The organism is Enterobacter cloacae complex sp. P42RS (assembly GCF_014930595.1).
Taxonomy (GTDB): domain Bacteria; phylum Pseudomonadota; class Gammaproteobacteria; order Enterobacterales; family Enterobacteriaceae; genus Enterobacter; species Enterobacter bugandensis.
This window is the reverse complement of record NZ_JADBRK010000002.1, coordinates 453,195-473,287: the sequence shown is the minus strand read 5'-3', so window position 1 is coordinate 473,287 and position 20,093 is coordinate 453,195. Positions and strand designations below refer to the sequence as shown.

General features: G+C 59.7%; 20 protein-coding genes. 11 read left to right on the top strand and 9 right to left on the bottom strand.

Annotated elements, in window-relative coordinates; genetic code table 11:
- The first annotated feature begins 196 nt into the window (after positions 1 to 196).
- From hemP to IM314_RS05615, 6 genes are all read left to right on the top strand, one after another.
- Positions 197 to 385: a hemin uptake protein HemP gene (gene hemP, locus IM314_RS05640; RefSeq protein ID WP_153656022.1), complete on the top strand. Its 189-nt coding sequence runs from the start codon at positions 197 to 199 to the stop codon at positions 383 to 385.
- A 72-nt stretch (positions 386 to 457) separates the two neighbouring features.
- Positions 458 to 2,440 carry a TonB-dependent hemoglobin/transferrin/lactoferrin family receptor gene (locus tag IM314_RS05635; protein WP_193358732.1) on the top strand — a complete coding sequence of 661 codons (1,983 nt, stop codon included), beginning with the start codon at positions 458 to 460 and terminating at the stop codon, positions 2,438 to 2,440.
- A gap of 35 nt (positions 2,441 to 2,475) precedes the next feature.
- Positions 2,476 to 3,504, top strand: a complete 1,029-nt coding sequence (gene chuS / locus IM314_RS05630) for a hematinate-forming heme oxygenase ChuS (protein ID WP_045630149.1) — start codon at positions 2,476 to 2,478, stop codon at positions 3,502 to 3,504.
- Positions 3,501 to 4,322: a hemin ABC transporter substrate-binding protein gene (locus IM314_RS05625; protein WP_028012830.1), complete on the top strand. Its 822-nt coding sequence runs from the start codon at positions 3,501 to 3,503 to the stop codon at positions 4,320 to 4,322. The genes chuS and IM314_RS05625 overlap by 4 nt, the downstream gene beginning before the upstream one ends.
- Positions 4,322 to 5,314, top strand: a complete 993-nt coding sequence (locus IM314_RS05620; protein WP_193358731.1) for an iron ABC transporter permease — start codon at positions 4,322 to 4,324, stop codon at positions 5,312 to 5,314. Before IM314_RS05625 ends, IM314_RS05620 begins: the two co-directional genes overlap by 1 nt.
- A complete protein-coding gene (locus IM314_RS05615) occupies positions 5,307 to 6,086 on the top strand; it encodes a heme ABC transporter ATP-binding protein (protein WP_047365443.1) in 780 nt (259 codons plus the stop codon). The genes IM314_RS05620 and IM314_RS05615 overlap by 8 nt, the downstream gene beginning before the upstream one ends.
- On the opposite strand, the gene IM314_RS05610 is transcribed toward IM314_RS05615, so the two are convergent.
- Positions 6,053 to 6,976 (bottom strand): LysR family transcriptional regulator, encoded by a 924-nt coding sequence (locus IM314_RS05610; protein WP_032644866.1) that lies wholly within the window; start codon positions 6,974 to 6,976, stop codon positions 6,053 to 6,055. The genes IM314_RS05615 and IM314_RS05610 overlap by 34 nt on opposite strands.
- Positions 6,977 to 7,116: 140 nt before the next feature.
- On the opposite strand from IM314_RS05610, the gene IM314_RS05605 reads away from it, so the two are divergent.
- From IM314_RS05605 to IM314_RS05585, 5 genes are read left to right on the top strand one after another with little or no spacing between them, the layout of a single operon-like run.
- Positions 7,117 to 7,824, top strand: a complete 708-nt coding sequence (locus tag IM314_RS05605; protein WP_028012827.1) for a CoA transferase subunit A — start codon at positions 7,117 to 7,119, stop codon at positions 7,822 to 7,824.
- 2 nt (positions 7,825 to 7,826) lie between these two features.
- Complete coding sequence (locus tag IM314_RS05600) at positions 7,827 to 8,483, top strand: CoA transferase subunit B (protein WP_041910432.1); 657 nt, start codon at positions 7,827 to 7,829, stop codon at positions 8,481 to 8,483.
- A gap of 9 nt (positions 8,484 to 8,492) precedes the next feature.
- A complete protein-coding gene (locus IM314_RS05595) occupies positions 8,493 to 9,674 on the top strand; it encodes an acetyl-CoA C-acetyltransferase (protein ID WP_045630145.1) in 1,182 nt (393 codons plus the stop codon).
- Positions 9,675 to 9,715: 41 nt separating this feature from the next.
- Positions 9,716 to 11,110 (top strand): GntP family permease, encoded by a 1,395-nt coding sequence (locus IM314_RS05590; RefSeq protein ID WP_205626302.1) that lies wholly within the window; start codon positions 9,716 to 9,718, stop codon positions 11,108 to 11,110.
- 10 nt (positions 11,111 to 11,120) lie between these two features.
- Positions 11,121 to 11,891 carry a 3-hydroxybutyrate dehydrogenase gene (locus IM314_RS05585; protein WP_047365449.1) on the top strand — a complete coding sequence of 257 codons (771 nt, stop codon included), beginning with the start codon at positions 11,121 to 11,123 and terminating at the stop codon, positions 11,889 to 11,891.
- A gap of 43 nt (positions 11,892 to 11,934) precedes the next feature.
- On the opposite strand, the gene selO is transcribed toward IM314_RS05585, so the two are convergent.
- The 8 genes from selO to pheT all read right to left on the bottom strand — a co-directional run bounded on the left by selO (position 11,935) and on the right by pheT (position 20,089).
- Positions 11,935 to 13,377, bottom strand: a complete 1,443-nt coding sequence (gene selO / locus IM314_RS05580) for a protein adenylyltransferase SelO (RefSeq protein ID WP_193358730.1) — start codon at positions 13,375 to 13,377, stop codon at positions 11,935 to 11,937.
- Between the two features lie 61 nt (positions 13,378 to 13,438).
- On the bottom strand, positions 13,439 to 14,155 hold the full coding sequence (locus IM314_RS05575; RefSeq protein WP_041910441.1) for an EAL domain-containing protein: 717 nt from the start codon (positions 14,153 to 14,155) through the stop codon (positions 13,439 to 13,441).
- Between the two features lie 291 nt (positions 14,156 to 14,446).
- Complete coding sequence (locus tag IM314_RS05570) at positions 14,447 to 14,911, bottom strand: C40 family peptidase (RefSeq protein WP_028012820.1); 465 nt, start codon at positions 14,909 to 14,911, stop codon at positions 14,447 to 14,449.
- Positions 14,912 to 14,985: 74 nt separating this feature from the next.
- A complete protein-coding gene (btuD, locus tag IM314_RS05565) occupies positions 14,986 to 15,741 on the bottom strand; it encodes a vitamin B12 ABC transporter ATP-binding protein BtuD (protein WP_047365453.1) in 756 nt (251 codons plus the stop codon).
- On the bottom strand, positions 15,741 to 16,292 hold the full coding sequence (locus tag IM314_RS05560; protein ID WP_193358729.1) for a glutathione peroxidase: 552 nt from the start codon (positions 16,290 to 16,292) through the stop codon (positions 15,741 to 15,743). The genes btuD and IM314_RS05560 overlap by 1 nt, the downstream gene beginning before the upstream one ends.
- A gap of 22 nt (positions 16,293 to 16,314) precedes the next feature.
- Positions 16,315 to 17,295, bottom strand: a complete 981-nt coding sequence (btuC, locus tag IM314_RS05555) for a vitamin B12 ABC transporter permease BtuC (RefSeq protein WP_041910447.1) — start codon at positions 17,293 to 17,295, stop codon at positions 16,315 to 16,317.
- Between the two features lie 102 nt (positions 17,296 to 17,397).
- Positions 17,398 to 17,697, bottom strand: a complete 300-nt coding sequence (gene ihfA / locus IM314_RS05550; protein WP_003857805.1) for an integration host factor subunit alpha — start codon at positions 17,695 to 17,697, stop codon at positions 17,398 to 17,400.
- A 4-nt stretch (positions 17,698 to 17,701) separates the two neighbouring features.
- The gene (gene pheT / locus IM314_RS05545; RefSeq protein WP_028012816.1) at positions 17,702 to 20,089 is read right to left on the bottom strand and encodes a phenylalanine--tRNA ligase subunit beta; all 2,388 of its coding nucleotides are present in this window, start codon (positions 20,087 to 20,089) and stop codon (positions 17,702 to 17,704) included.
- Positions 20,090 to 20,093: the final 4 nt, after the last annotated feature.

The window sequence follows — 20,093 nt, the reverse complement described above, 5'->3', positions numbered from 1 at the left end:
CAGGTCAAACTCAGTGACAGTTTACCCGTCTGTTGACGGGTAACTGAAGTGACTTTAAACATACAAGGGCATCAGGCCGCATTTCTTCCCCCTGAATTTGATCCCGTCACACAATTTTCACAAAAACGCTTGCCGTGAATTTGCAGTTTATTGATAATGATTATCATTGTTACATTGATTGTTATTTATAAACATTATGTCACCGACCGATAACAGCGCGGCAACGCCAGTAAAAACACACACAGCGCCATCCCCTGCTTCCACCGATCGCCGCATCGACAGCAAAAGCCTGTTGGGTGAGGAAGGCCGGGTGATTATTGAGCATGACGGCCAGCAGTATCTGCTGCGCCAGACGAGTGCCGGAAAATTGATCCTCACAAAATAAACCAAAACTTTCGCCAGCCACCCAGGTGATCCCCAGGCAGCCAGCGCTTTCGATACTTTATGGAGAGTTGCTATGCTACACCTGCATACCGCACGTTTACGCCCGTCCCTTCTGGCGCTGGCGATTGTCAGCACCCTGCCGGGCGCCGCGTTTGCTGCCGCAGATGAAATAACCGTCACCGCCACAGGCAACGCCCGTAGCGCCTTCGAAGCCCCGATGATGGTGAACGTGGTTGACGCCACCGCCCCGGAAAAACAGACCGCCAGCTCTGCCGCCGACCTGCTGCGCAACGTGCCCGGTCTGACGCTGGACGGCACCGGCCGCACCAACGGTCAGGACGTTAACCTGCGCGGCTATGACCGCCGCGGCGTTCTGGTGCTGGTCGACGGCGTGCGCCAGGGTACCGACACCGGGCACCTCAACAGCACGTTCCTCGATCCGGCGCTGATTAAACGTATTGAAGTGGTGCGCGGTCCGTCTGCGCTGCTCTACGGCAGCGGCGCGCTGGGTGGCGTCATCTCCTATGACACCGTCGACGCCAAAGATCTGCTGGAACCGGGCAAAAACAGCGGTTATCGCGTGTTTGGTACCGGCGCAACGGGGGACCACAGCCTCGGCCTGGGGGCCAGCGCCTATGGTCGTACCGATACCCTGGACGGCCTGGTATCGTGGTCCAGCCGCGACCGCGGCGATATCCGCCAGAGCGACGGTGCGACGGCGCCGAACGACGAATCCATCAATAACATGCTGGCGAAAGGCAGCTGGAAAATCGACCAGGCCCAGACGCTCAGCGGCGCCCTGCGCTACTACAACAACGCCGCGCAGGAGCCGAAAAACCCGCAAACCTCTGATGCCAATAGCAGCAACCCGATGACCGACCGCTCCACCATCCAGCGCGATGCGCAGGTTGGCTACCACATTGCGCCGGAAGGATACGACTGGCTGAACGCCGATGCGAAGGTTTACTGGTCCGAAGCGCGCATTAATGCCCAGAACATCGACAGCACCGGCGAGTTCCGCAAGCAGACCACCAAAGGCGGCAAGGTGGAAAACCGAACCCGCCTGTTCAGCGACTCTTTTGCCTCTCACCTGCTGACCTACGGCGGAGAATATTATCGTCAGGAGCAGCGTCCGGGCGGGTCCACGACCGGCTTCCCGGAGGCGAAAATCGACTTCAGCTCCGGCTGGCTGCAGGATGAAATCACCCTGCGCGATCTGCCCGTCACCCTTCTGGGCGGCACGCGGTATGACAACTACCGTGGCAGCAGCAATGGCTACGACGATGTCGATGCCGATAAATGGTCCTCCCGCGCCGGGTTAACCGTCAGCCCCACCGACTGGCTGATGCTGTTCGGATCTTACGCGCAGGCCTTCCGCGCACCGACCATGGGCGAAATGTATAACGACGCCAAACACTTCTCCATTGGCCGCTTCTACACCAACTACTGGGTGCCGAACCCGAATCTGCGCCCGGAAACCAACGAAACGCAGGAGTTTGGTTTCGGCCTGCGCTTTGACGATCTGATGCTCGCCAACGACGCGCTGGAGTTTAAGGCCAGCTATTTCGATACCAAAGCCAAAGACTACATCTCCACAACCGTCGATTTTGCCGCCGCGACCACCATGTCGTACAACGTTCCGAACGCCAAAATCTGGGGCTGGGACATGATGGCAAAATACTCGGCCGATCTGTTTAGCCTCGACGTGGCCTATAACCGCACCCGCGGGAAAGATACCGATACCGGGGAGTACATCTCCAGCATCAACCCGGACACCGTCACCAGCAAGCTGGACGTTCCGGTGGCGCAAAACGGTTTCTCCGTGGGCTGGATCGGCACCTTTGCCGATCGCTCAACCCACGTCAGCAGCAGCTACAGCAAGCAGCCGGGCTATGCGGTTAACGATTTCTACGTCAGCTATAAGGGCCAGGAGCAGCTCAAGGGCGTCACCACCACGCTGGTGCTCGGCAACGCCTTTGATAAGGAGTACTGGTCTCCACAGGGTATTCCGCAGGACGGTCGTAACGGCAAGATTTTCGTAAGCTATCAGTGGTAATTCCCTTCGGGGCCACTCTTCAGAAGGATAAGACAATGCATCACTACGCACGCTGGCTTGAGCTAAAAGAAGAAAATCCGGGTAAGTATGCGCGAGACATCGCAGGGTTAATGAACATCAGCGAAGCGGAGCTGACCTTTTCCCGCGTGGGCCATGACGCCTGGCGACTGCGCGGCGAAATCCGCGATATCCTGGGCGCGCTGGAAGCCGTGGGTGAAACCAAGTGCATCTGCCGCAACGAGTATGCCGTTCACGAGCAGGTGGGCAGCTTCACCAACCAACACCTGAACGGCCACGCCGGGCTGGTGCTGAACCCGCGCGCGCTGGATCTGCGCCTGTTCCTCAACCAGTGGGCGAGCGCGTTTCACCTCAGCGAAACCACCGCACGCGGCGAGCGACAGAGCATTCAATTCTTCGATCGTCAGGGCGATGCGGTGCTGAAGGTCTACACCACGGACAACACCGACCTCGCCGCCTGGGGCGACGTGCTGACCCGCTTTATCTTTGCCGATAACCCGCCGCTTGAGCTGAGCGCTGGGGATGTCCCGGCTCACGCCGAAAACGCGGATGCCGCGCTCGTGGACAAGGAGTGGCGCGCCATGACCGACGTGCATCAGTTCTTCAGCCTGCTCAAGCGCCACAATCTCAGCCGTCAGCAGGCGTTTCGCCTGGTGGGCGACGACCTGGCCTGTAAGGTGGAGAACAGCGCGCTGGCACAGCTGCTGGAAGCGGCACGCCGGGACGGCAACGAAATCATGGTCTTCGTCGGCAACCGCGGCTGCGTGCAGATCTTCACCGGCGCGGTGGAAAAAGTCGTGCCGATGAAAGGCTGGCTGAACGTCTTTAACCCTGCCTTTACCCTGCATCTGCTGGAGGAGACGATTGCAGAGAGCTGGGTGACGCGCAAGCCCACGGCTGACGGCCACGTCACCAGCCTGGAGCTGTTTGCCGCCGACGGCACGCAAATCGCCCAGCTTTACGGCCAGCGTACCGAAGGTGAGCCGGAGCAGAGCCAGTGGCGCAGCCAGATTGACGCCCTGACGCCAAAAGGGCTGGCCGCATGAAAACGTGGTTAGCCCTGCTGAGCGCCCTGCCTCTGGTGGCGTTTGCCGCCGCGCAGGAGAAAATTGTCGCCCTTGGCGGCGACGTGACGGAGATTGTCTACGCGCTTGGCGCGCAGTCTTCGCTGGTCGCGCGCGACAGTACCAGCCAGTGGCCGCAGGCGGCAAACGATCTGCCTGACGTGGGATATTTACGCCAGCTTAACGCCGAAGGCATTTTGTCCATGCGCCCCACGCTGGTGCTGGCCAGCGACCAGGCGCAGCCGTCTCTGGCGTTGAAGCAGGTCGAACAAAGTCACGTCAGGGTAGTAACCGTTCCCGGCCGCAACGACCTGAGCGTCATTGACGAAAAGGTTCGGGTGATTGCCAACGCTACGCACCGTGAAGCCGAGGGTGAAGCCCTGCGCCACACGCTGCGTCAGGCGCTGGCGGCCCTGCCCTCCGCGCCCCTCAACAAGCGGGTGCTGTTTATCCTCAACCACGGGGGAATGACCGCAATGGCCGCCGGGCAGCAGACCGGTGCAGACGCCGCCATCCGTGCCGCCGGGCTGCAGAACGCGATGCAGGGATTCACCCGCTATCAGCCGCTGTCTCAGGAAGGGGTTATTGCCAGCCAGCCCGACCTGGTGGTGATTTCGCAGGACGGCGTGAACGCGCTGGGCGGCGAAGAAAACCTGTGGAAGCTGCCCGGTCTGGCGCAAACCCCGGCGGGACGGAACAGGCAGGTGCTGGCGATTGATGATATGGCGCTGCTGGGCTTCAGCGTGCGAACGCCGGATGCCATCCAGCAGCTGCGCGCCAAAGCGGAGCAACTGCCCTGATGTCCCGGCGGATCGCCTTGTCGTTGTGGATGCTGGCCGCGATCCTGAGCATCATGACGCTCACCGCGACCGTGTTTGGGGCACTGCACCTGCCGGTCAGCCTGCTGTGGAGCGGCAGCGATGAGGCCATGCGTCAGATCTGGCTTACCATTCGCCTGCCCCGCGTACTGCTGGCGCTGGTGATTGGCGGAGCGCTGGCGCTGGCCGGCTGTGTGATGCAGGGGCTGTTCCGCAACCCGCTGGCAGACCCGGGTCTGCTGGGGATCAGCAGCGGCGCGGCGCTGGCGGTGGCGCTGTGGGTGGTCATTCCCGCCGCGTTACCTGCCCTGCTGATGCTGTATGCCCCGATGCTCGCGGCGTTCCTCGGCGCGCTGGCCGCAACCGTTATTATCTTCCTGCTCAGCCAGCAGCGTCACGGCTCTCTGTCCCGCCTGCTGCTGGTGGGGATCGCCATCAACGCCCTGTGCGGCGCGGCCGTCGGGGTGCTCTCATGGCTCAGCAACGATGCCCAGCTTCGCCAGCTTTCCCTCTGGGGAATGGGCAGCCTCGGGCAGGCGCAGTGGTCCACCCTGCTGGCGGTAACGTCGCTGATGGTGCCCGCGGTGCTGATTATCTGGCGGCTGGCCGCCCCGCTCAACCTGCTGCAGCTGGGCGATGAAGAGGCGCACTATCTCGGGGTGGATGTTGCGATGGTACAGCGGATCCTGCTGCTGTGCAGCGCCCTGCTGGTTGCCGCGGCGGTAGCCGTCAGCGGCGTGATCGGCTTTCTTGGCCTTGTGGTGCCGCACCTGATGCGCATGTGGCTGGGGGCCGACCACCGGGCCGTCGTACCCGGCTCGGTGCTGGCCGGTGCGCTGCTGCTGCTGGTTGCCGACACGCTGGCGCGCACCCTGGTCTCTCCGGCGGAGATGCCCGTCGGGTTATTGACCAGCCTTCTCGGCGCGCCGTGGTTCCTGTGGCTTATCTTTCGTCGCGGAGGTACGCATGGCTGAACGCTATTGTGCAGAGAAGATTTTCTTTCACGCCGGGCAGCGGACGCTGATCGACGATGTGTCGCTTACCCTCTCTCAGGGTGAGCTGGTCGCCCTGATTGGCCCCAACGGTGCCGGGAAATCGACGTTATTGCGGCTGCTTACCGGCTATCTCAAGCCCGCAAGCGGACGCTGCACTCTGGCCGGAACGCCGCTTGCGGACTGGCCGCCGGATACCCTCGCGCGCTACCGGGCGGTGATGCGCCAGAATACTCAGCCCGGATTCGACTGGCCGGTGGACGCGGTGGTCGGTATGGGACGCGCGCCCTGGACTCGCTCCCCTGAAGCGTCGGTAGTTGAGGAAGTGATGGCGATAACGGGCTGTCTACCGCTGGCGGGCAGACGCTATTCGACGCTCTCCGGCGGCGAGCAGCAGCGGATCCAGCTCGCCCGCGCGCTGGCCCAGCTCTGGTGCGACGGAGCCCCGCGCGGCTGGCTGTTTCTTGATGAGCCCACCTCCGCGCTGGATCTCTACCACCAGCAGCATCTGCTGCGCCTGATGAAATCCCTGACCCGTCGGGGTCATCTCCACGTGTGCGTGGTGCTGCACGATCTCAATCTGGCGGCGCTGTGGGCGGATCGCATTCTGCTGTTGCACAACGGCAGGCTGGTCTCCAGTGGCACACCGGAGGACGTGCTGCAGGCCGGGACGCTGGCGCGCTGGTACGGCGCGCAGGTGCGCGTCGGCAGCCATCCGGATCACCCCGTACCGCAGGTATTTCTCGCCCCGTGAGCGGGCTGGTAAAAATCCTTCAGCGTTTCCAGCAGGGCATGCGCCGCTTTAGAGAGCTGCGTGTGCCCCGGATGGATTGCTCCGATGCACTTTTCAATGGGCGGGTTATCCAGCGGTATACAGACCGCGCCCAGCGCCGTCATCTGCGCTTCGCAGAGCGCCGGTACGGCACTGCCGCCCAGCCCGCTGGCGACCATGCGACCTACCGTCACCAGCTGATGACTCTCCAGCGCCACGTCCAGCTTTCTGCCGCTTCGGGCCAGCTCCTCCTCCATCATCAGACGTACCGCCGACGGGCGCTGCAGGGTAATAAAATCCAGCGTCAGTAGCTCTTCCCAGGCCAGCCGCTTTTTGCCCGCCAGCGCGGAGTCCTTCGGCACAATGGCGACAAACCTGTCGAGCCCCAGCGGCGTAAACAGCAGGTTGTGCGTGGGGGCCGGCTCAAAGGCGATCCCCATCTCAACCCGCCCTTCCCGCACCATCTCAATCACCTGCTCGTTAATGACGTCATGCACGGTGACGTTGATCCCGGCGTGGCGATCGCGAAACGCCTTGAGCACCTCCGGTAAAACGTTGGCGGCAAATGACGGCATCGCCGCGACCGAGATTTTGCCGCGCTGCAGGGTAAAGCACTGGTGCATCGCCTCCTCCACGTTATCCCAGTCGGCAAGCAGCTGCCGCGCCATCGGCAGAAACGTCTCCCCTTCCTGCGTGAGGGCAACCTTGCGCGTGCTCCGCTGCAGCAGCGGGCCGCCGAGCGCGTCTTCCAGACTTTTAATCGTCAGGCTCAGGGCCGGCTGGGAGAGATTTAAGCGTTCGCTGGCGTGCGCGAAATTGAGAGTGTGAGCTACCGCTAAAAACGCGCGTAACTGTTTGACACTCATTCTCATTTTTCATCCTGTTAACTAATTGAAAAGAATTAGTTAACAGGAAATTAATAAGAAAACCAAATGAGTGGGTCACAAATTCAAAATTAACAAATGAGTCGCCGCCCCTAATGATACCGGCACGGTTAACGGGAGGGATGACTATGGCAGGACTGGATAAGCGCGTCGGCAGCTATGCGCAGGCGCTGGACGGGCTGACGGACGGAATGACCTTGCTGGCGGGCGGCTTCGGCCTGTGCGGCATTCCGGAGAACCTGATTGCGGAGGTCAGACGCCGTCAGGTGAGAGATTTGACCGTGGTGTCAAACAACTGCGGCGTGGATGGATTCGGCCTGGGGATACTGCTCGAAACGCGGCAGGTTCGCAAAGTGGTGGCCTCTTACGTCGGCGAGAACGCGCTGTTTGAGCAGCAGGTGCTGAGTGGCGAGCTGGAAATTGAGCTTACGCCGCAGGGCACGCTGGCGGAAAAGGTGCGCGCGGGCGGGGCCGGTATTCCGGCGTTTTATACGGCCACCGGCTACGGCACGCCCGTGGCGACCGGCAAGGACGTGCGCCAGTTCGCGGGGAAGCACTACATCCTCGAGGAGGCGATCGTCGGCGACTTCGCGCTGATCAAGGGCTGGAAAGCGGACTGGTACGGCAACGTCATCTATCGCCATACCGCGCAAAACTTTAATCCGCTGATGGCAACGGCGGGCCGGATCACGGTGGTGGAGGTGGAAGAGATTGTTCCGCCGGGTGAACTGCCCCCGTCGGCCATTCACACCCCGGGAATTTACGTCGACAGGCTGATTGTCGGCCAGTTTGAAAAACGCATTGAGCAGCGCACCCTGCGCGCGCAAGGAGTGTGACGATGTTAACCCGTGAACAGATGGCCATGCGCGTCGCCCGCGAACTGCGCGACGGTTATTACGTCAACCTGGGGATCGGCATCCCTACCCTGGTGGCGAACTACATTCCGGACGGGATGGACGTGATGCTGCAGTCGGAAAACGGCCTGCTGGGGATGGGGGCTTTTCCCGACGAGCAGACCCTTGATCCTGACATGATCAACGCCGGTAAACAGACCGTGACCGCGCGGACCGGCGCGGCCATTTTCGACTCGGCCCAGTCGTTTGCCATGATCCGCGGCGGCCACGTGGACCTGACCGTGCTGGGCGCATTTGAAGTGGACGTGGAGGGCAACATTGCCTCGTGGATGATCCCCGGGAAGATGGTGAAGGGCATGGGCGGCGCGATGGATCTCGTTGCCGGGGCGCAGAACATCATCGTGGTGATGACCCACGCCTCAAAGAGCGGTGAGTCGAAGCTGCTGCCGCGCTGCACGCTGCCGCTCACGGGCGCGGGCTGTATCCGTCGGGTCCTGACCGATCTCGCGCTGCTGGAAATTCAGGACGGCGCGTTCATCCTGCGGGAATACGCCCCGGGCGTCAGTATTGACGAGATCGTGCGTAAAACGGCAGGGAAAATCATTGTGGCGGACGACGTGCGCGAGATGCGCTTCACCTGAGGGGTCAGCATGAAAAAGGTCATGATTGTCGGGGCAACGCGAACCCCCATTGGCAGTTTTCGCGGATCGCTCTCGTCCCTTTCTGCGGTTGAGCTTGGGGCCGTCACGGTACGGCACCTGCTGGAGAACAGTGGTCTCAGCGCCGAACAGGTAGATGAAATGATTTTCGGCCAGGTGCTGACGGCCGGATGCGGGCAAAACCCCGCCCGCCAGACGGCCATCGGCGCCGGGTTGCCCGTCAGCACGCCGGCGACCACCGTCAACCTGGTGTGCGGCGCGGGCTTAAAAGCGGTCCAGCTCGCCGCCCAGGCGATCCGCTGCGGCGACGCAGAGGTGGTTATCGCCGGCGGTCAGGAGAGCATGAGCAACGCCCCGTATCTGCTGGACGGCGCACGTGCCGGGCTGCGTTTCGGGCATGCGGGCCTCAAGGATAGCATGATTACCGACGGCCTGTGGGACGCATTCAACGATTACCACATGGGGATCACCGCTGAAAACGTCGCCCGCGAGTATGACATTTCCCGCGAGCAGCAGGACGCCTTCGCCGCCCGCTCGCAGCAAAAAGCAGCGTCCGCCATTGAGTCCGGCCGGCTTGACGCCGAGATAGCGCCGGTGACGGTGAAACAGGGTAAAAAGCCGCCGCTGGTTATTGATCGTGACGAACAGCCCCGACCAGGCACTACTGCAGAGCAGCTTGCGCAGTTGCGCCCCGCCTTTTTGCACGAGGAAGGCACCGTCACGGCGGGGAATGCCTCCACGCTCAACGACGGTGCCGCCGCGGTGCTGCTGATGAGCGAGGAAAAGGCGCGGGAGAGCGGATTGCCTGTCCTTGGCCGCATCGTGAGTTACGCCGTGACGGGCGTTGACCCGTCAGTAATGGGCATGGGCCCGGTCAGCGCCTGCCGGACGGCGCTGGCGCGGGCGGGCTGGACGCTCGACGAGGTGGATCTCATTGAAGCCAATGAAGCCTTTGCCGCCCAGGCGCTGGCGGTGGGCCAGCAGCTCGGCTGGGATGAGCGCAAGGTCAACGTTAACGGCGGTGCCATCGCCCTGGGCCATCCGATTGGTGCTTCCGGCTGCCGAATCCTCGTGACCCTGCTGTACGAAATGCAGCGCCGTGACGTCAAAAAAGGGCTCGTCACCCTGTGCGTAGGCGGCGGACAAGGCATTGCCCTGACCGTCGAGCGTTAAACCTCTCGTTGGTACCCGAATAATAAGTAAAGTGAGGAGTCATAATGAGTGTGTTAATAGCCCTGGCGGCGCTGGCACTGCTGATGCTGGCGGCCTACCGCGGATACAGCGTTATTTTGTTTGCGCCGATCGCGGCGCTCGGTGCCGTGCTGCTGACCGATCCGGGTGCCGTCGGCCCGACGTTTACCGGCCTGTTTATGGAAAAGATGGTGGGCTTCGTCAAGCTCTACTTCCCGGTGTTCCTGCTGGGTGCGGTGTTTGGCAAGCTGATTGAGCTTTCCGGCTTCTCACGCTCCATCGTCGCCGCCGCAATCCAGATCCTCGGGCGTCGACACGCCATCCCGGTGATTGTCCTGGTGTGCGCGCTGTTAACCTACGGCGGCGTTTCGCTGTTCGTGGTGGCGTTTGCGGTGTACCCGTTTGCCGCCGAGCTGTTTCGCCAGAGCGGCATCCCTAAGCGGCTGATCCCGGCCACCGTGGCGCTGGGGGCATTCTCGTTTACCATGGACGCCCTGCCCGGCACGCCGCAGATCCAGAATATCATCCCCACCAGCTTCTTCGGCACGAACGCCTGGGCGGCCCCGTGGCTGGGGCTTATCGGCTCTCTGTTTATTATCGTCTTTGGCCTGCTCTGGCTGGAGCGCCAGCGGCGTAAGGCGCTCAGCAACAACGAGGGTTACGGCACGGATCTGAAAAATGAACCCGAGACGCCGGATAACATTAATCTCCCGCATCCGCTGATTGCTATCTCCCCGCTGCTGGTGGTGGGCATACTGAACCTGCTGTTTACCCGCTGGATCCCCGGCTGGTACGGCGTGAGTCACGAGCTTACCCTGCCCGGCCTGGCGAAACCGATTGTGACCGAGGTGGGCAAGATCACCGCCATCTGGGCCGTGGAGGCGGCGCTGATCGCCGGTATCGTGCTGGTGCTGATTTTTGGCTTTCGCAATATCCGGGGGCGTCTGGCTGAAGGCAGCCGAACGGCGGTGAGCGGAGCCATTCTGGCGGCGATGAATACCGCCTCGGAATACGGTTTCGGCGCGGTTATCGCGGCGCTGCCTGGGTTCCTGGTGTTATCCAAAGCGCTGGCGGCCATTCCGAATCCGCTGCTAAATGAGGCCATCAGCGTGACCGTGCTCGCGGGGATCACCGGTTCGGCGTCCGGCGGGATGAGCATCGCCCTTGCCGCCATGTCCGACTCGTTTGTCGCCGCCGCCCATGCGGCCAATATCCCGCTTGAGGTGCTGCACCGCGTGGCCTCGATGGCGAGCGGCGGGATGGATACCCTTCCCCATAACGGCGCGGTGATTACCCTGCTGGCTATCACCGGCCTGAGCCATCGCCAGGCCTACGGCGGCATTTTCGCTATCACCATCATTAAAAGTCTGGCAGTACTTTTTGTCGTTGCCGTGTTCTATCTGACCGGCATTGTGTAAGGAGAGAAAAATGAATCTGAACGGTAAAACCGCCCTGGTAACCGGCTCAACCAGCGGCATTGGTCTGGGGATCGCCCGCGTGCTGGCGAAGGCGGGCGCGCAGCTGATCCTCAACGGCTTCGGCGACAGCGCATCGGCACGGGAAGAGATTGCGCAACTGGGCAAAAAGCCGGGCTATCACGATGCGGATCTGCGGGACGTATTGCAGATTGAGGCCATGATGCGCTACGCCGAATCGCAGTTTGGCGGCGTGGACATTCTTGTGAACAACGCCGGGATCCAGCACGTGGCCCCGGTTGACGCCTTCCCGGTAGAGAAATGGAACGACATTATCGCCATTAATCTTTCCGCGGTGTTTCACACCAGCCGGCTGGCGCTGCCGGCCATGCGGGATAAAAACTGGGGGCGCGTCATCAATATCGCCTCCGTTCACGGGCTGGTCGCCTCGAAAGAGAAATCGGCCTACGTTGCGGCCAAGCACGGCGTGGTGGGCTTTACCAAATCCCTGGCGCTGGAAACCGCCCGCACGGGTATTACCGCCAATACTATTTGCCCCGGCTGGGTACTGACCCCGCTGGTGCAGCAGCAAATCGACAAACGTATCGCGGACGGCGTACCGCCGGGGCAGGCTCGCGAACAGCTTCTGGCGGAGAAACAGCCTTCAGGGGAGTTTGTTACCCCGGAACAGCTGGGCGAGCTGGCGCTGTTTTTGTGCAGCGACGGCGCCGTGAACGTTCGCGGCGCTGCGTGGAATATGGATGGCGGCTGGGTTGCTCAGTGATGAACAGGCCGGGTAAGGCAACGTCGCCGCCCGGCTAAAATCGCTAGCTTGAGCAGCTGACCTCCAGCCGCTTGCCCCAGTCGGGCGGGCGGCTGACGTAATCATCATCCCGGTCGGCAAACGGCGTGCGCAACGCCAGATGCAGCCGGTGTAACTCGTCGTACTCACCCTGCTCTGCCTGCTCAATCGCCCGCTGCGCCAGCCAGTTGCGTAATACCATCGCGGGATTCGCTGCGTTCATCTGCGCCTGACGGGTAGCGTCGTCTACCTGCTCCTGCTGCAGCCGCGTGCGGTACTGTGCAAACCAGTCGTCAAACGCCTGACGGTCAATAAACTCGTCGCGCAGCGGCGAGGCGGCGCTGTGCTGCTCCGTCTGGCTCAGCATTCGGAAGGTGCGGGTGTAATCGCTCCCTTCACGCGCCATCAGGGCAAACAGGCCGTTGAGGATGTCGTTGTCGCCCTTCTCCTGGGTCATCAGCCCCAGCTTGTTACGCATCAGCGTGCCGTATTCCCGCAGCAAAAGGTCCTGATAGCTGTCGAGCGCATCGTTCAGGGCATCAACGTCGATAAACGGCGATAAGGTTTGTGCAAGCCGCTGGAGGTTCCACAGCCCAACCGCCGGCTGATTATCAAAGCTGTAACGCCCCTGATAGTCGGAATGGTTGCAGATATACCCCGGCTGATAATCGTCCAGGAAACCAAACGGACCGTAATCAAAGGTCAGGCCGTGAATCGACATATTGTCCGTGTTCATGACCCCGTGAGCAAAGCCCACCGTTTGCCAGCGCGCAATCATCGTGGCGGTACGGGCAACCACGTCCCGGAACCAGAGAACGTATTTATCCGCCTCATCCTGCAGATGCGCCCAGTGGTGGCAAATGGCGAAGTCCGCGAGCTGGCGAACCTTGTCCGGCTCGCGGCGATAGTAAAAGTGCTCAAAATGACCAAAGCGGAGATGGCTTTGCGCTATGCGCATCAGCATCGCCCCCTTTTCCACCGTTTCGCGCGTCACCGGCGTGTCGCTGGTGACGATCGACAGCGCGCGGGTGGTGGGAATCCCCAGCGCATGCATCGCTTCGGATGCCAGACTTTCGCGTATCGTTGACCGCAATACCGCGCGCCCGTCGCCCATTCGTGAGTAAGGGGTAAGACCTGCGCCTTTCAGATGCCAGTCAACCGTCTCCCCGTTGGGAAGCCGTTGTTCGCCGAGCAGGATCCCCCTGCCGTCACCCAGCTGCCCCGCCCAGACGCCAAACTGGTGTCCGCTATAGACCTGAGCCAGAGGCTGCATACCGGGGAGAAGCGTCTCGCCTCCCCAGACGCCAGCACTGTCTGAACGCTGAAACAGATCGGGCGGAATGGCCAGCTCATCGGCCAGCCGATCGTTATGCCAGATAAGACGTGAATTATGTAACGGTGTTGGTTTGAGTGCGGTGTAAAAGCCAGGCAACTCGTCATGCCAGTGAGCAGTAAAAGACAGGGTCATAAGTCCTCCTGCCTTTAGTGTAGAGGGTTTACCCGGACTTAAACACGGGCGAAAGGCAGGGTTATCGCTGCTGAACGAGCGTCGTGACATGCTCCGCCGAGACGGCTGGCCAGAGCGCACCCTGCATGGCACCAAAATTGAAGGACAGAACGCGCTGCAGCAAACCGTGGTCGTCAATGCCGGAGACGATCACCGACTGGCAGTGCGGCGTTATTTGCCAGAGGATCGCGCGCATAAAAGGCTCGAAAGAAAGCTCAGAAGCACGCTGCTGGATGAATCCTTTATCAAGAATAACCCGTTTAAATAATCCATCATAGACAGCCTTGAGCGATGCAGCACCGGCTCCAAAGTTTGCCAGCACCAGCGGAAAATGGATCGCCATTCTTGCCAGCTGCAGATCGTCCTTTCCGTTATTTAAACCTGGATAGTTCTCATTAACAGTAAACTCAAGAAACGGATAACGCTCAAGAATTGAAACAGCATTCCCATTACTTAATAAAAACTCAACAATTGCTGGTGTAATATTGATCCATGCAATTAACTGATGCTGAATAAAAAACAGTTTACAGGTATCAAGCAATTGCAGTTTTTCGTTAAACAGCACTAACTCCTCTGCCGCTGAAAGCCGAGGGATAACGAGCTCAGTGGGGATCCTCACATCGGTGCCGACGCCAGTAAAGTTAACCAGTATTTCTAAACCTTTTAGCTCACCTGCGCTATTACGGGCAGGCAGAAGCATCAGTTCAGACTGGTAAGCATTATCTAGCGTAATAATCATTGCACTCGCCCCGCATTAAAGATGAGAGAGGACATCCTGGAGCAATTGCTGACACAATTCCACTGTCTTGATTTTAATAAGTTTAATTTCATTAGTTCCGTATTAATTTTCAGATTTATCCCTGAATCTAAAATAATCTTATCCTGGTTACTGAATAATAGCCAGTTTTAGATAAAACAGACACATAAGGATGTTGCTAATTTAGGTAAATTTAACTTTAATCAGCTTATTTGAGAAAAACGGCATGGTTTAATAGTTACCATGCCGACATAAGAAACGTGTTCGGGCAGTCTAAATACGTCGCGCCTGCCAGAAATTTTTACGCCAGTACACGTTATCGAGAGAAGAGCGCATCACGCCGCGGCTGGTAGAGGCATGAATAAACTGATTGTCTGTATCATATATCCCAACATGCAGGCCGCTTTCTCCCGATCCGGTTTTGAAAAAGACCAGATCACCGGGAAGGAGATCGTCTTTATCAATTTCAGTGCCTATTTCCGCCTGCTTGCGCGTGTCTCGCGGAAGCTGTAAATCAAACTTGTCACGAAACGTCATCAGGACAAAGCCTGAGCAGTCCACCCCACCGCGGCTCATGCCGCCGTAGCGATAAGGCGTGCCGCGCCAGTTGCTCAGCTGATCGTTAAGGCTGGCAATAACGGTGATAGAATCCGATAGCCGCGGATTAGGCGGCGGTGCACGATGGCTGCTGCATCCCGCAAGAAAGAGTGCCGCCACGAAGAGAAACCAGAATCGCATTTTCAGACGAATCCTCTGCTTTTATTGTTCTTTTGGTAATTTAGCGTGCAATTGTGTTCACAGGCAAGAAACGGTTACTCCTGCCCGGTAGAAATCAGCATCTTATGTCCCTCTATATCCAGCCTGCGGAACGACATGTTGTAGGCGCGGGCAAGATTTGGCGGCGTAAGGACCCGATCCCGCGTACCGCTGGCGATCATCCTGCCGCGCGACAGAAGCCACACGCGATGGGCGTGACGTAACGTATGGTTAAGATCGTGGCTGCTCATCACTACGGCGATACCTTTTCTGCTCAGAGCGCTTAGCAGGTTATCCAGCGCCGCCTGCTGGGCAACATCCAGACCGCTCATCGGTTCATCCAGCAGCAGCATCCTCCCGTGAGGATTGCCCGCGGGATGGATCTGCAGAATGACCGCCGCCAGACGCACCCGCTGCCATTCCCCCCCGGAAAGCTGGCTGGCATGCCGGGACAGTTTATCTTCCAGCCCTAACGCCGCAGCCACTTCCTCCAGCAGTGCCGTATGCTGTTTGTCGTGCAGATGCAGCATCAGATAATGCCAGACCGGCATCGCAAAAGGCGGTACCTGCTGCTGCACCAGGTAGCTGCGCCGGTGGGCCAGCGAGGCGGGTGACCAGTCGACCAAAGCATGTTCCAGCAGCGTAATCTGCCCTGGCCCGGTGGTCAGCCCCGCCATCCGCGCCAGCAGCGTGCTTTTACCCGCGCCGTTTGGCCCGACGAGATGCAGGATTTCACCCGAATTGATGTCGCAGGTCACCGGCTCCAGACGCCCCTTCTCGGCGACGTCCGTGAGCTGCATCAGCAGCGACATTATTTCGCCAGCGCCAGCTTAATAGATTCCATGACGATCGGGTCCTCAGGCGTCATATCCGGCGAAAAACGCTGAACGACCTGGCCGTCACGGCCAATCAGGAATTTTTCGAAGTTCCACAGAATATCGTCCGGATAGAGCGGCGCGCGGCCTTTGGTGGCCATGCGCTCGTAAAAACCGCTCTCTTCCGGCGCAACGGCCTTCGGCGCGGCGGCAATCAGCTTCGCATACAGCGGATGGCGGTCTTCACCGTTGACGTCAATTTTGCTGAACATCGGGAACGTCACGCCATAAGTGGTACTGCAGAAGGTTTTGATCTCTTCTTCGCTGCCCGGCTCCTGGCCCAGGAACTGGTTGCACGGGAAGCCCAGCACGGTAAAACCGTCTTTCTCCCAGGCCTTCTGAATATTCTCCAGCTGCTCGTACTGCGGCGTCAGGCCGCATTTCGATGCCACGTTGACGATGAGCAACACCTTGCCTTTGTAGCTTTCCAGCGTGGTGTTATCCCCATCAATGGTGGTCACTTCGGTATTCAGGATATCTGACTGCATAGCATTTCCTCAGGTTGTCGATTTAACGTCCAGCTTTTAATAGTAGCCAGATAAAGACTGGCGCGCCCAGCGTTGCGGTCACCACGCCAACAGGCAATTCTGCGGCCGTCAGGGCGAGACGGGCGATGATGTCGGCCACCAGCAGCGTGGCTGCCCCGGCAACCGCCGAGGCCGGAAGCAAGGTTCGATGATCCGTGAAGCCGCAAAGACGCAGCATGTGCGGAATGACCAGCCCAATAAAGCCAATCGCCCCCGCCAGGGCCACGCTCACGCCTACCAGCCAGCCAATGGCAATGACCAGTACGTTACGCCAGAAACCAATCGGCATGCCGAGCTGGCGGGCTGAGGTTTCACCCAGCGCGAGCATATTCAGCGGCTGGGCCTGCAGCGCAGCCCACGCGATGACCGGCACCAGCAGCGCCATTAGCCAGCCCTGGTGCCAGTCGACGCCGCCAAAGCCGCCCATCATCCAGTACATGAGCTGACGCAGGTCAAAGGAGGTCGAGAAGTAGACCGCCCAGGTCATCAGCGCGCTACAGATGATCCCCAGCGCCACGCCGGCAAGCAGCAGCCGGCTGGTCGACAGGTGCCGTCTGGCAAAGCGAAGAAGAATGACTGTGATTAGCAGTGCGCCGAGAATGGCGCTCAGGCTAATGCTCCAGCCGGAGAGTTCTCCCCCGCCCAGCATCACCGCCGCAATCAGCCCGACGCCTGCACCGTTCGACACCCCCAGCAGGCCGGGCTCCGCCAGTGGGTTTTCGAACAGCGCCTGCATAATGGTGCCAGACAGCGCCAGCGCGGCGCCGACCAGGATCACCGCGACGGTGCGCGGCAGGCGAATTTGCCAGACGAAGAGCTGCCCGTCAGGCCCCAGCCAGCTTTCAGGCCCGATCCAGCTGTCGCCTGCGCAGAGGCTAATACCCGCGGCAAGAATAAGCAGCAGCGCCAGCAGAAGCAGGCGACGCCGATCGGAACGGTGCTGGCGATGAGCATAATCAAGCATGTGTACGGTTTGTTAGCGAGTGATGTAATTGATTTTACGGCGTGTTTGCCGGAGAGCGCAAAGAAAAAAGGCCGCGTGAGCGGCCTTTTTGGTTAGTTCATATTACTCTGCTTTAGGCGTTGCGTTTTCGACGCGGCTCTTTAACTTCTGGCCGGGTCTGAAGGTCACCACGCGGCGGGCTGTAATGGGAATATCTTCCCCCGTCTTCGGGTTACGGCCCGGACGTTGGTTTTTGTCTCGCAAATCAAAATTGCCAAAACCGGAGAGTTTTACCTGCTCACCATTTTCCAGAGCACGACGGATCTCTTCGAAAAACAGCTCTACCAGCTCTTTGGCATCCCGTTTGCTAAGCCCAAGCTTATCAAACAGATATTCTGACATTTCAGCTTTTGTAAGCGCCATAGGTTCAATCCCTCAATGATGCCTGGAATCGCTCTTTTAATGCCTCTACACATTTGGCGACGGTAGCGGCAATCTCCTCTTCTTCGAGTGTACGGCTGGTATCCTGAAGGATAAGGCTGATAGCGAGGCTCTTGAAACCTTCTGCTACGCCCTTGCCGCGGTACACGTCAAATAAGTTTACGCCAACTACCTGATTTACGCCAACTTTCTTACATTCGGCCAAAATATCTGCTGCGGGCACGTTTTCAGCGACCACAACCGCGATATCACGGCGGTTCGCCGGGAAGCGGGAGACGTCCTGCGCCTGAGGAATGACGCGGTCTGCAACCGGGCTCCACTCCAGCTCGAACACGATGGTACGGCCGTTCAGGTCCAGCTTACGCTCCAGCTCCGGGTGGACAACGCCAATGAAACCAACGCGTTTGCCGTCTAAATAAATCGCCGCGCTCTGGCCCGGATGGAGCGCAGGAATCGCTTCCGCGCGGAATTCAATTTCAGATAATTTACCGGTCAGATCCAGAATCGCTTCCAGATCGCCCTTCATATCGTAGAAATCAACCGTGCCTTTTGCCAGGTCCCAGTGCTCTTCGTAGCGGTTACCGCTGATGGCACCAGCCAGCATGAGATCCTGACGGATGCCTAAATTTGCCTGATTATCCGGCACAAAGCGCAAACCGCTTTCGAAAATGCGCACGCGGTTTTGCTGGCGGTTCTGGTTGTAAACGATAGTCCCCAGCAGGCCCGTCCACAGGGACAGACGCATCGCGGACATTTCGCTGGAGATTGGGCTTGGCAGGATCAGCGCTTCCTGACCCGGGTGGATCAGCTGCTGCAGCTTAGGATCAACGAAACTGTAGGTGATCACTTCCTGGTAGCCTTTGTCGTTCAGCATGGTTTTCACACGCTTCAGGGACAGGTCGGCTTCACGGTGGGCGCCCATCACCAGACCCGCCTGCACAGGCTCGTCAGGGATGTTGTTGTAGCCGTAAACACGGGCCACTTCTTCCACCAGATCTTCTTCAATTTCCATGTCGAAACGCCAGGATGGCGCAACGGCCTTCCACTCGTCCTGACCTTCGGTCACTTCGCAGCCCAGGCGCGTCAGGATGTCGGTCACCTGCGCGTCGGCAACGTGGTGACCAATCAGGCGATCCAGCTTGCTGCGGCGCAGGGTAATGGTCGCACGCTTCGGCAGGGTCGCTTCGTTGGTGACGTCAATAACCGGGCCCGCTTCGCCGCCGCAGATGTCGATTAGCAGGCGGGTTGCACGCTCCATCGCTTTGTACTGCAGCGCCGGGTCAACGCCGCGCTCGTAGCGGTGAGACGCGTCGGTGTGCAGGCCGTGACGGCGCGCGCGGCCGGTGATGGAGAGCGGGCTGAAGAACGCGCATTCCAGCAGGACGTTTTGCGTTTCGTCGTTGACGCCAGAATGTTCGCCACCAAAGATGCCGCCCATCGCCAGCGCTTTGCTGTGGTCAGCAATCACCAGGGTGTCGGCGTTCAGTTTGGCTTCTGTGCCGTCCAGCAGCACCAGGGTTTCCCCCTCTTTCGCCATGCGCACAACGATGCCGCCGTCGATACGATCTTTATCGAACGCGTGCATCGGCTGGCCCAGTTCCAGCAGAACGTAGTTAGTGACGTCAACCACGGCGTCGATTGAGCGGATACCGCAGCGGCGCAGCTTCTCTTTCATCCAAAGCGGGGTTGGCGCTTTAACATTAATGCCTTTTACCACGCGACCGAGGTAGCGCGGGCAGGCATCAGCAGCGTCAACCTGAATCGGCAGCACGTCACTGATGGTCGCTTCAACCGGCACAATCTCCGGCGCGTTGAGTTCGGTCTGGTTCAGTACGGCCACGTCGCGCGCCACGCCGATGATACCTAAGCAGTCGGCACGGTTTGGCGTGACGCTGATTTCGATAGTATTGTCATCAAGCTTCAGGTATTCACGGATATCGGTGCCAACTGGCGCATCCAGCGGCAGCTCGATGATGCCGTTGTGGTCGTCGGAAATACCCAGCTCGGAGAAGGAGCACAGCATGCCTTCAGACGGCTCACCGCGCAGCTTGGCCGCTTTGATTTTGAAATCACCCGGCAGTACGGCACCGACGGTCGCCACGGCCACCTTCAGGCCCTGACGGCAGTTTGGCGCACCGCAGACGATGTCCAGCAGACGGTCGCCGCCTACGTTCACTTTTGTCACGCGCAGTTTGTCAGCGTTAGGGTGCTGGCCGCACTCGACCACTTCACCCACCACGACGCCGTTGAAGGCACCGGAAACCGGCTCAACGCCGTCAACTTCCAGGCCCGCCATGGTGATCTGGTTGGAAAGCGCTTCGCTGTCCAGCGTGGTGTTAACCCATTCGCGTAACCACAGTTCACTGAATTTCATTGTT

What these genes read in the sequence shown, in the direction of transcription:
- hemP (WP_153656022.1), top strand. Translation starts at nt 197, where the DNA reads ATGTCACCGACCGATAACAGCGCGGCAACGCCAGTAAAAACACACACA.
- IM314_RS05635 (WP_193358732.1), top strand. Translation starts at nt 458, where the DNA reads ATGCTACACCTGCATACCGCACGTTTACGCCCGTCCCTTCTGGCGCTG.
- chuS (WP_045630149.1), top strand. Translation starts at nt 2,476, where the DNA reads ATGCATCACTACGCACGCTGGCTTGAGCTAAAAGAAGAAAATCCGGGT.
- IM314_RS05625 (WP_028012830.1), top strand. Translation starts at nt 3,501, where the DNA reads ATGAAAACGTGGTTAGCCCTGCTGAGCGCCCTGCCTCTGGTGGCGTTT.
- IM314_RS05620 (WP_193358731.1), top strand. Translation starts at nt 4,322, where the DNA reads ATGTCCCGGCGGATCGCCTTGTCGTTGTGGATGCTGGCCGCGATCCTG.
- IM314_RS05615 (WP_047365443.1), top strand. Translation starts at nt 5,307, where the DNA reads ATGGCTGAACGCTATTGTGCAGAGAAGATTTTCTTTCACGCCGGGCAG.
- IM314_RS05610 (WP_032644866.1), bottom strand. Translation starts at nt 6,976, where the DNA reads ATGAGAATGAGTGTCAAACAGTTACGCGCGTTTTTAGCGGTAGCTCAC.
- IM314_RS05605 (WP_028012827.1), top strand. Translation starts at nt 7,117, where the DNA reads ATGGCAGGACTGGATAAGCGCGTCGGCAGCTATGCGCAGGCGCTGGAC.
- IM314_RS05600 (WP_041910432.1), top strand. Translation starts at nt 7,827, where the DNA reads ATGTTAACCCGTGAACAGATGGCCATGCGCGTCGCCCGCGAACTGCGC.
- IM314_RS05595 (WP_045630145.1), top strand. Translation starts at nt 8,493, where the DNA reads ATGAAAAAGGTCATGATTGTCGGGGCAACGCGAACCCCCATTGGCAGT.
- IM314_RS05585 (WP_047365449.1), top strand. Translation starts at nt 11,121, where the DNA reads ATGAATCTGAACGGTAAAACCGCCCTGGTAACCGGCTCAACCAGCGGC.
- selO (WP_193358730.1), bottom strand. Translation starts at nt 13,377, where the DNA reads ATGACCCTGTCTTTTACTGCTCACTGGCATGACGAGTTGCCTGGCTTT.
- IM314_RS05575 (WP_041910441.1), bottom strand. Translation starts at nt 14,155, where the DNA reads ATGATTATTACGCTAGATAATGCTTACCAGTCTGAACTGATGCTTCTG.
- IM314_RS05570 (WP_028012820.1), bottom strand. Translation starts at nt 14,911, where the DNA reads ATGCGATTCTGGTTTCTCTTCGTGGCGGCACTCTTTCTTGCGGGATGC.
- btuD (WP_047365453.1), bottom strand. Translation starts at nt 15,741, where the DNA reads ATGTCGCTGCTGATGCAGCTCACGGACGTCGCCGAGAAGGGGCGTCTG.
- IM314_RS05560 (WP_193358729.1), bottom strand. Translation starts at nt 16,292, where the DNA reads ATGCAGTCAGATATCCTGAATACCGAAGTGACCACCATTGATGGGGAT.
- btuC (WP_041910447.1), bottom strand. Translation starts at nt 17,295, where the DNA reads ATGCTTGATTATGCTCATCGCCAGCACCGTTCCGATCGGCGTCGCCTG.
- ihfA (WP_003857805.1), bottom strand. Translation starts at nt 17,697, where the DNA reads ATGGCGCTTACAAAAGCTGAAATGTCAGAATATCTGTTTGATAAGCTT.
- pheT (WP_028012816.1), bottom strand. Translation starts at nt 20,089, where the DNA reads ATGAAATTCAGTGAACTGTGGTTACGCGAATGGGTTAACACCACGCTG.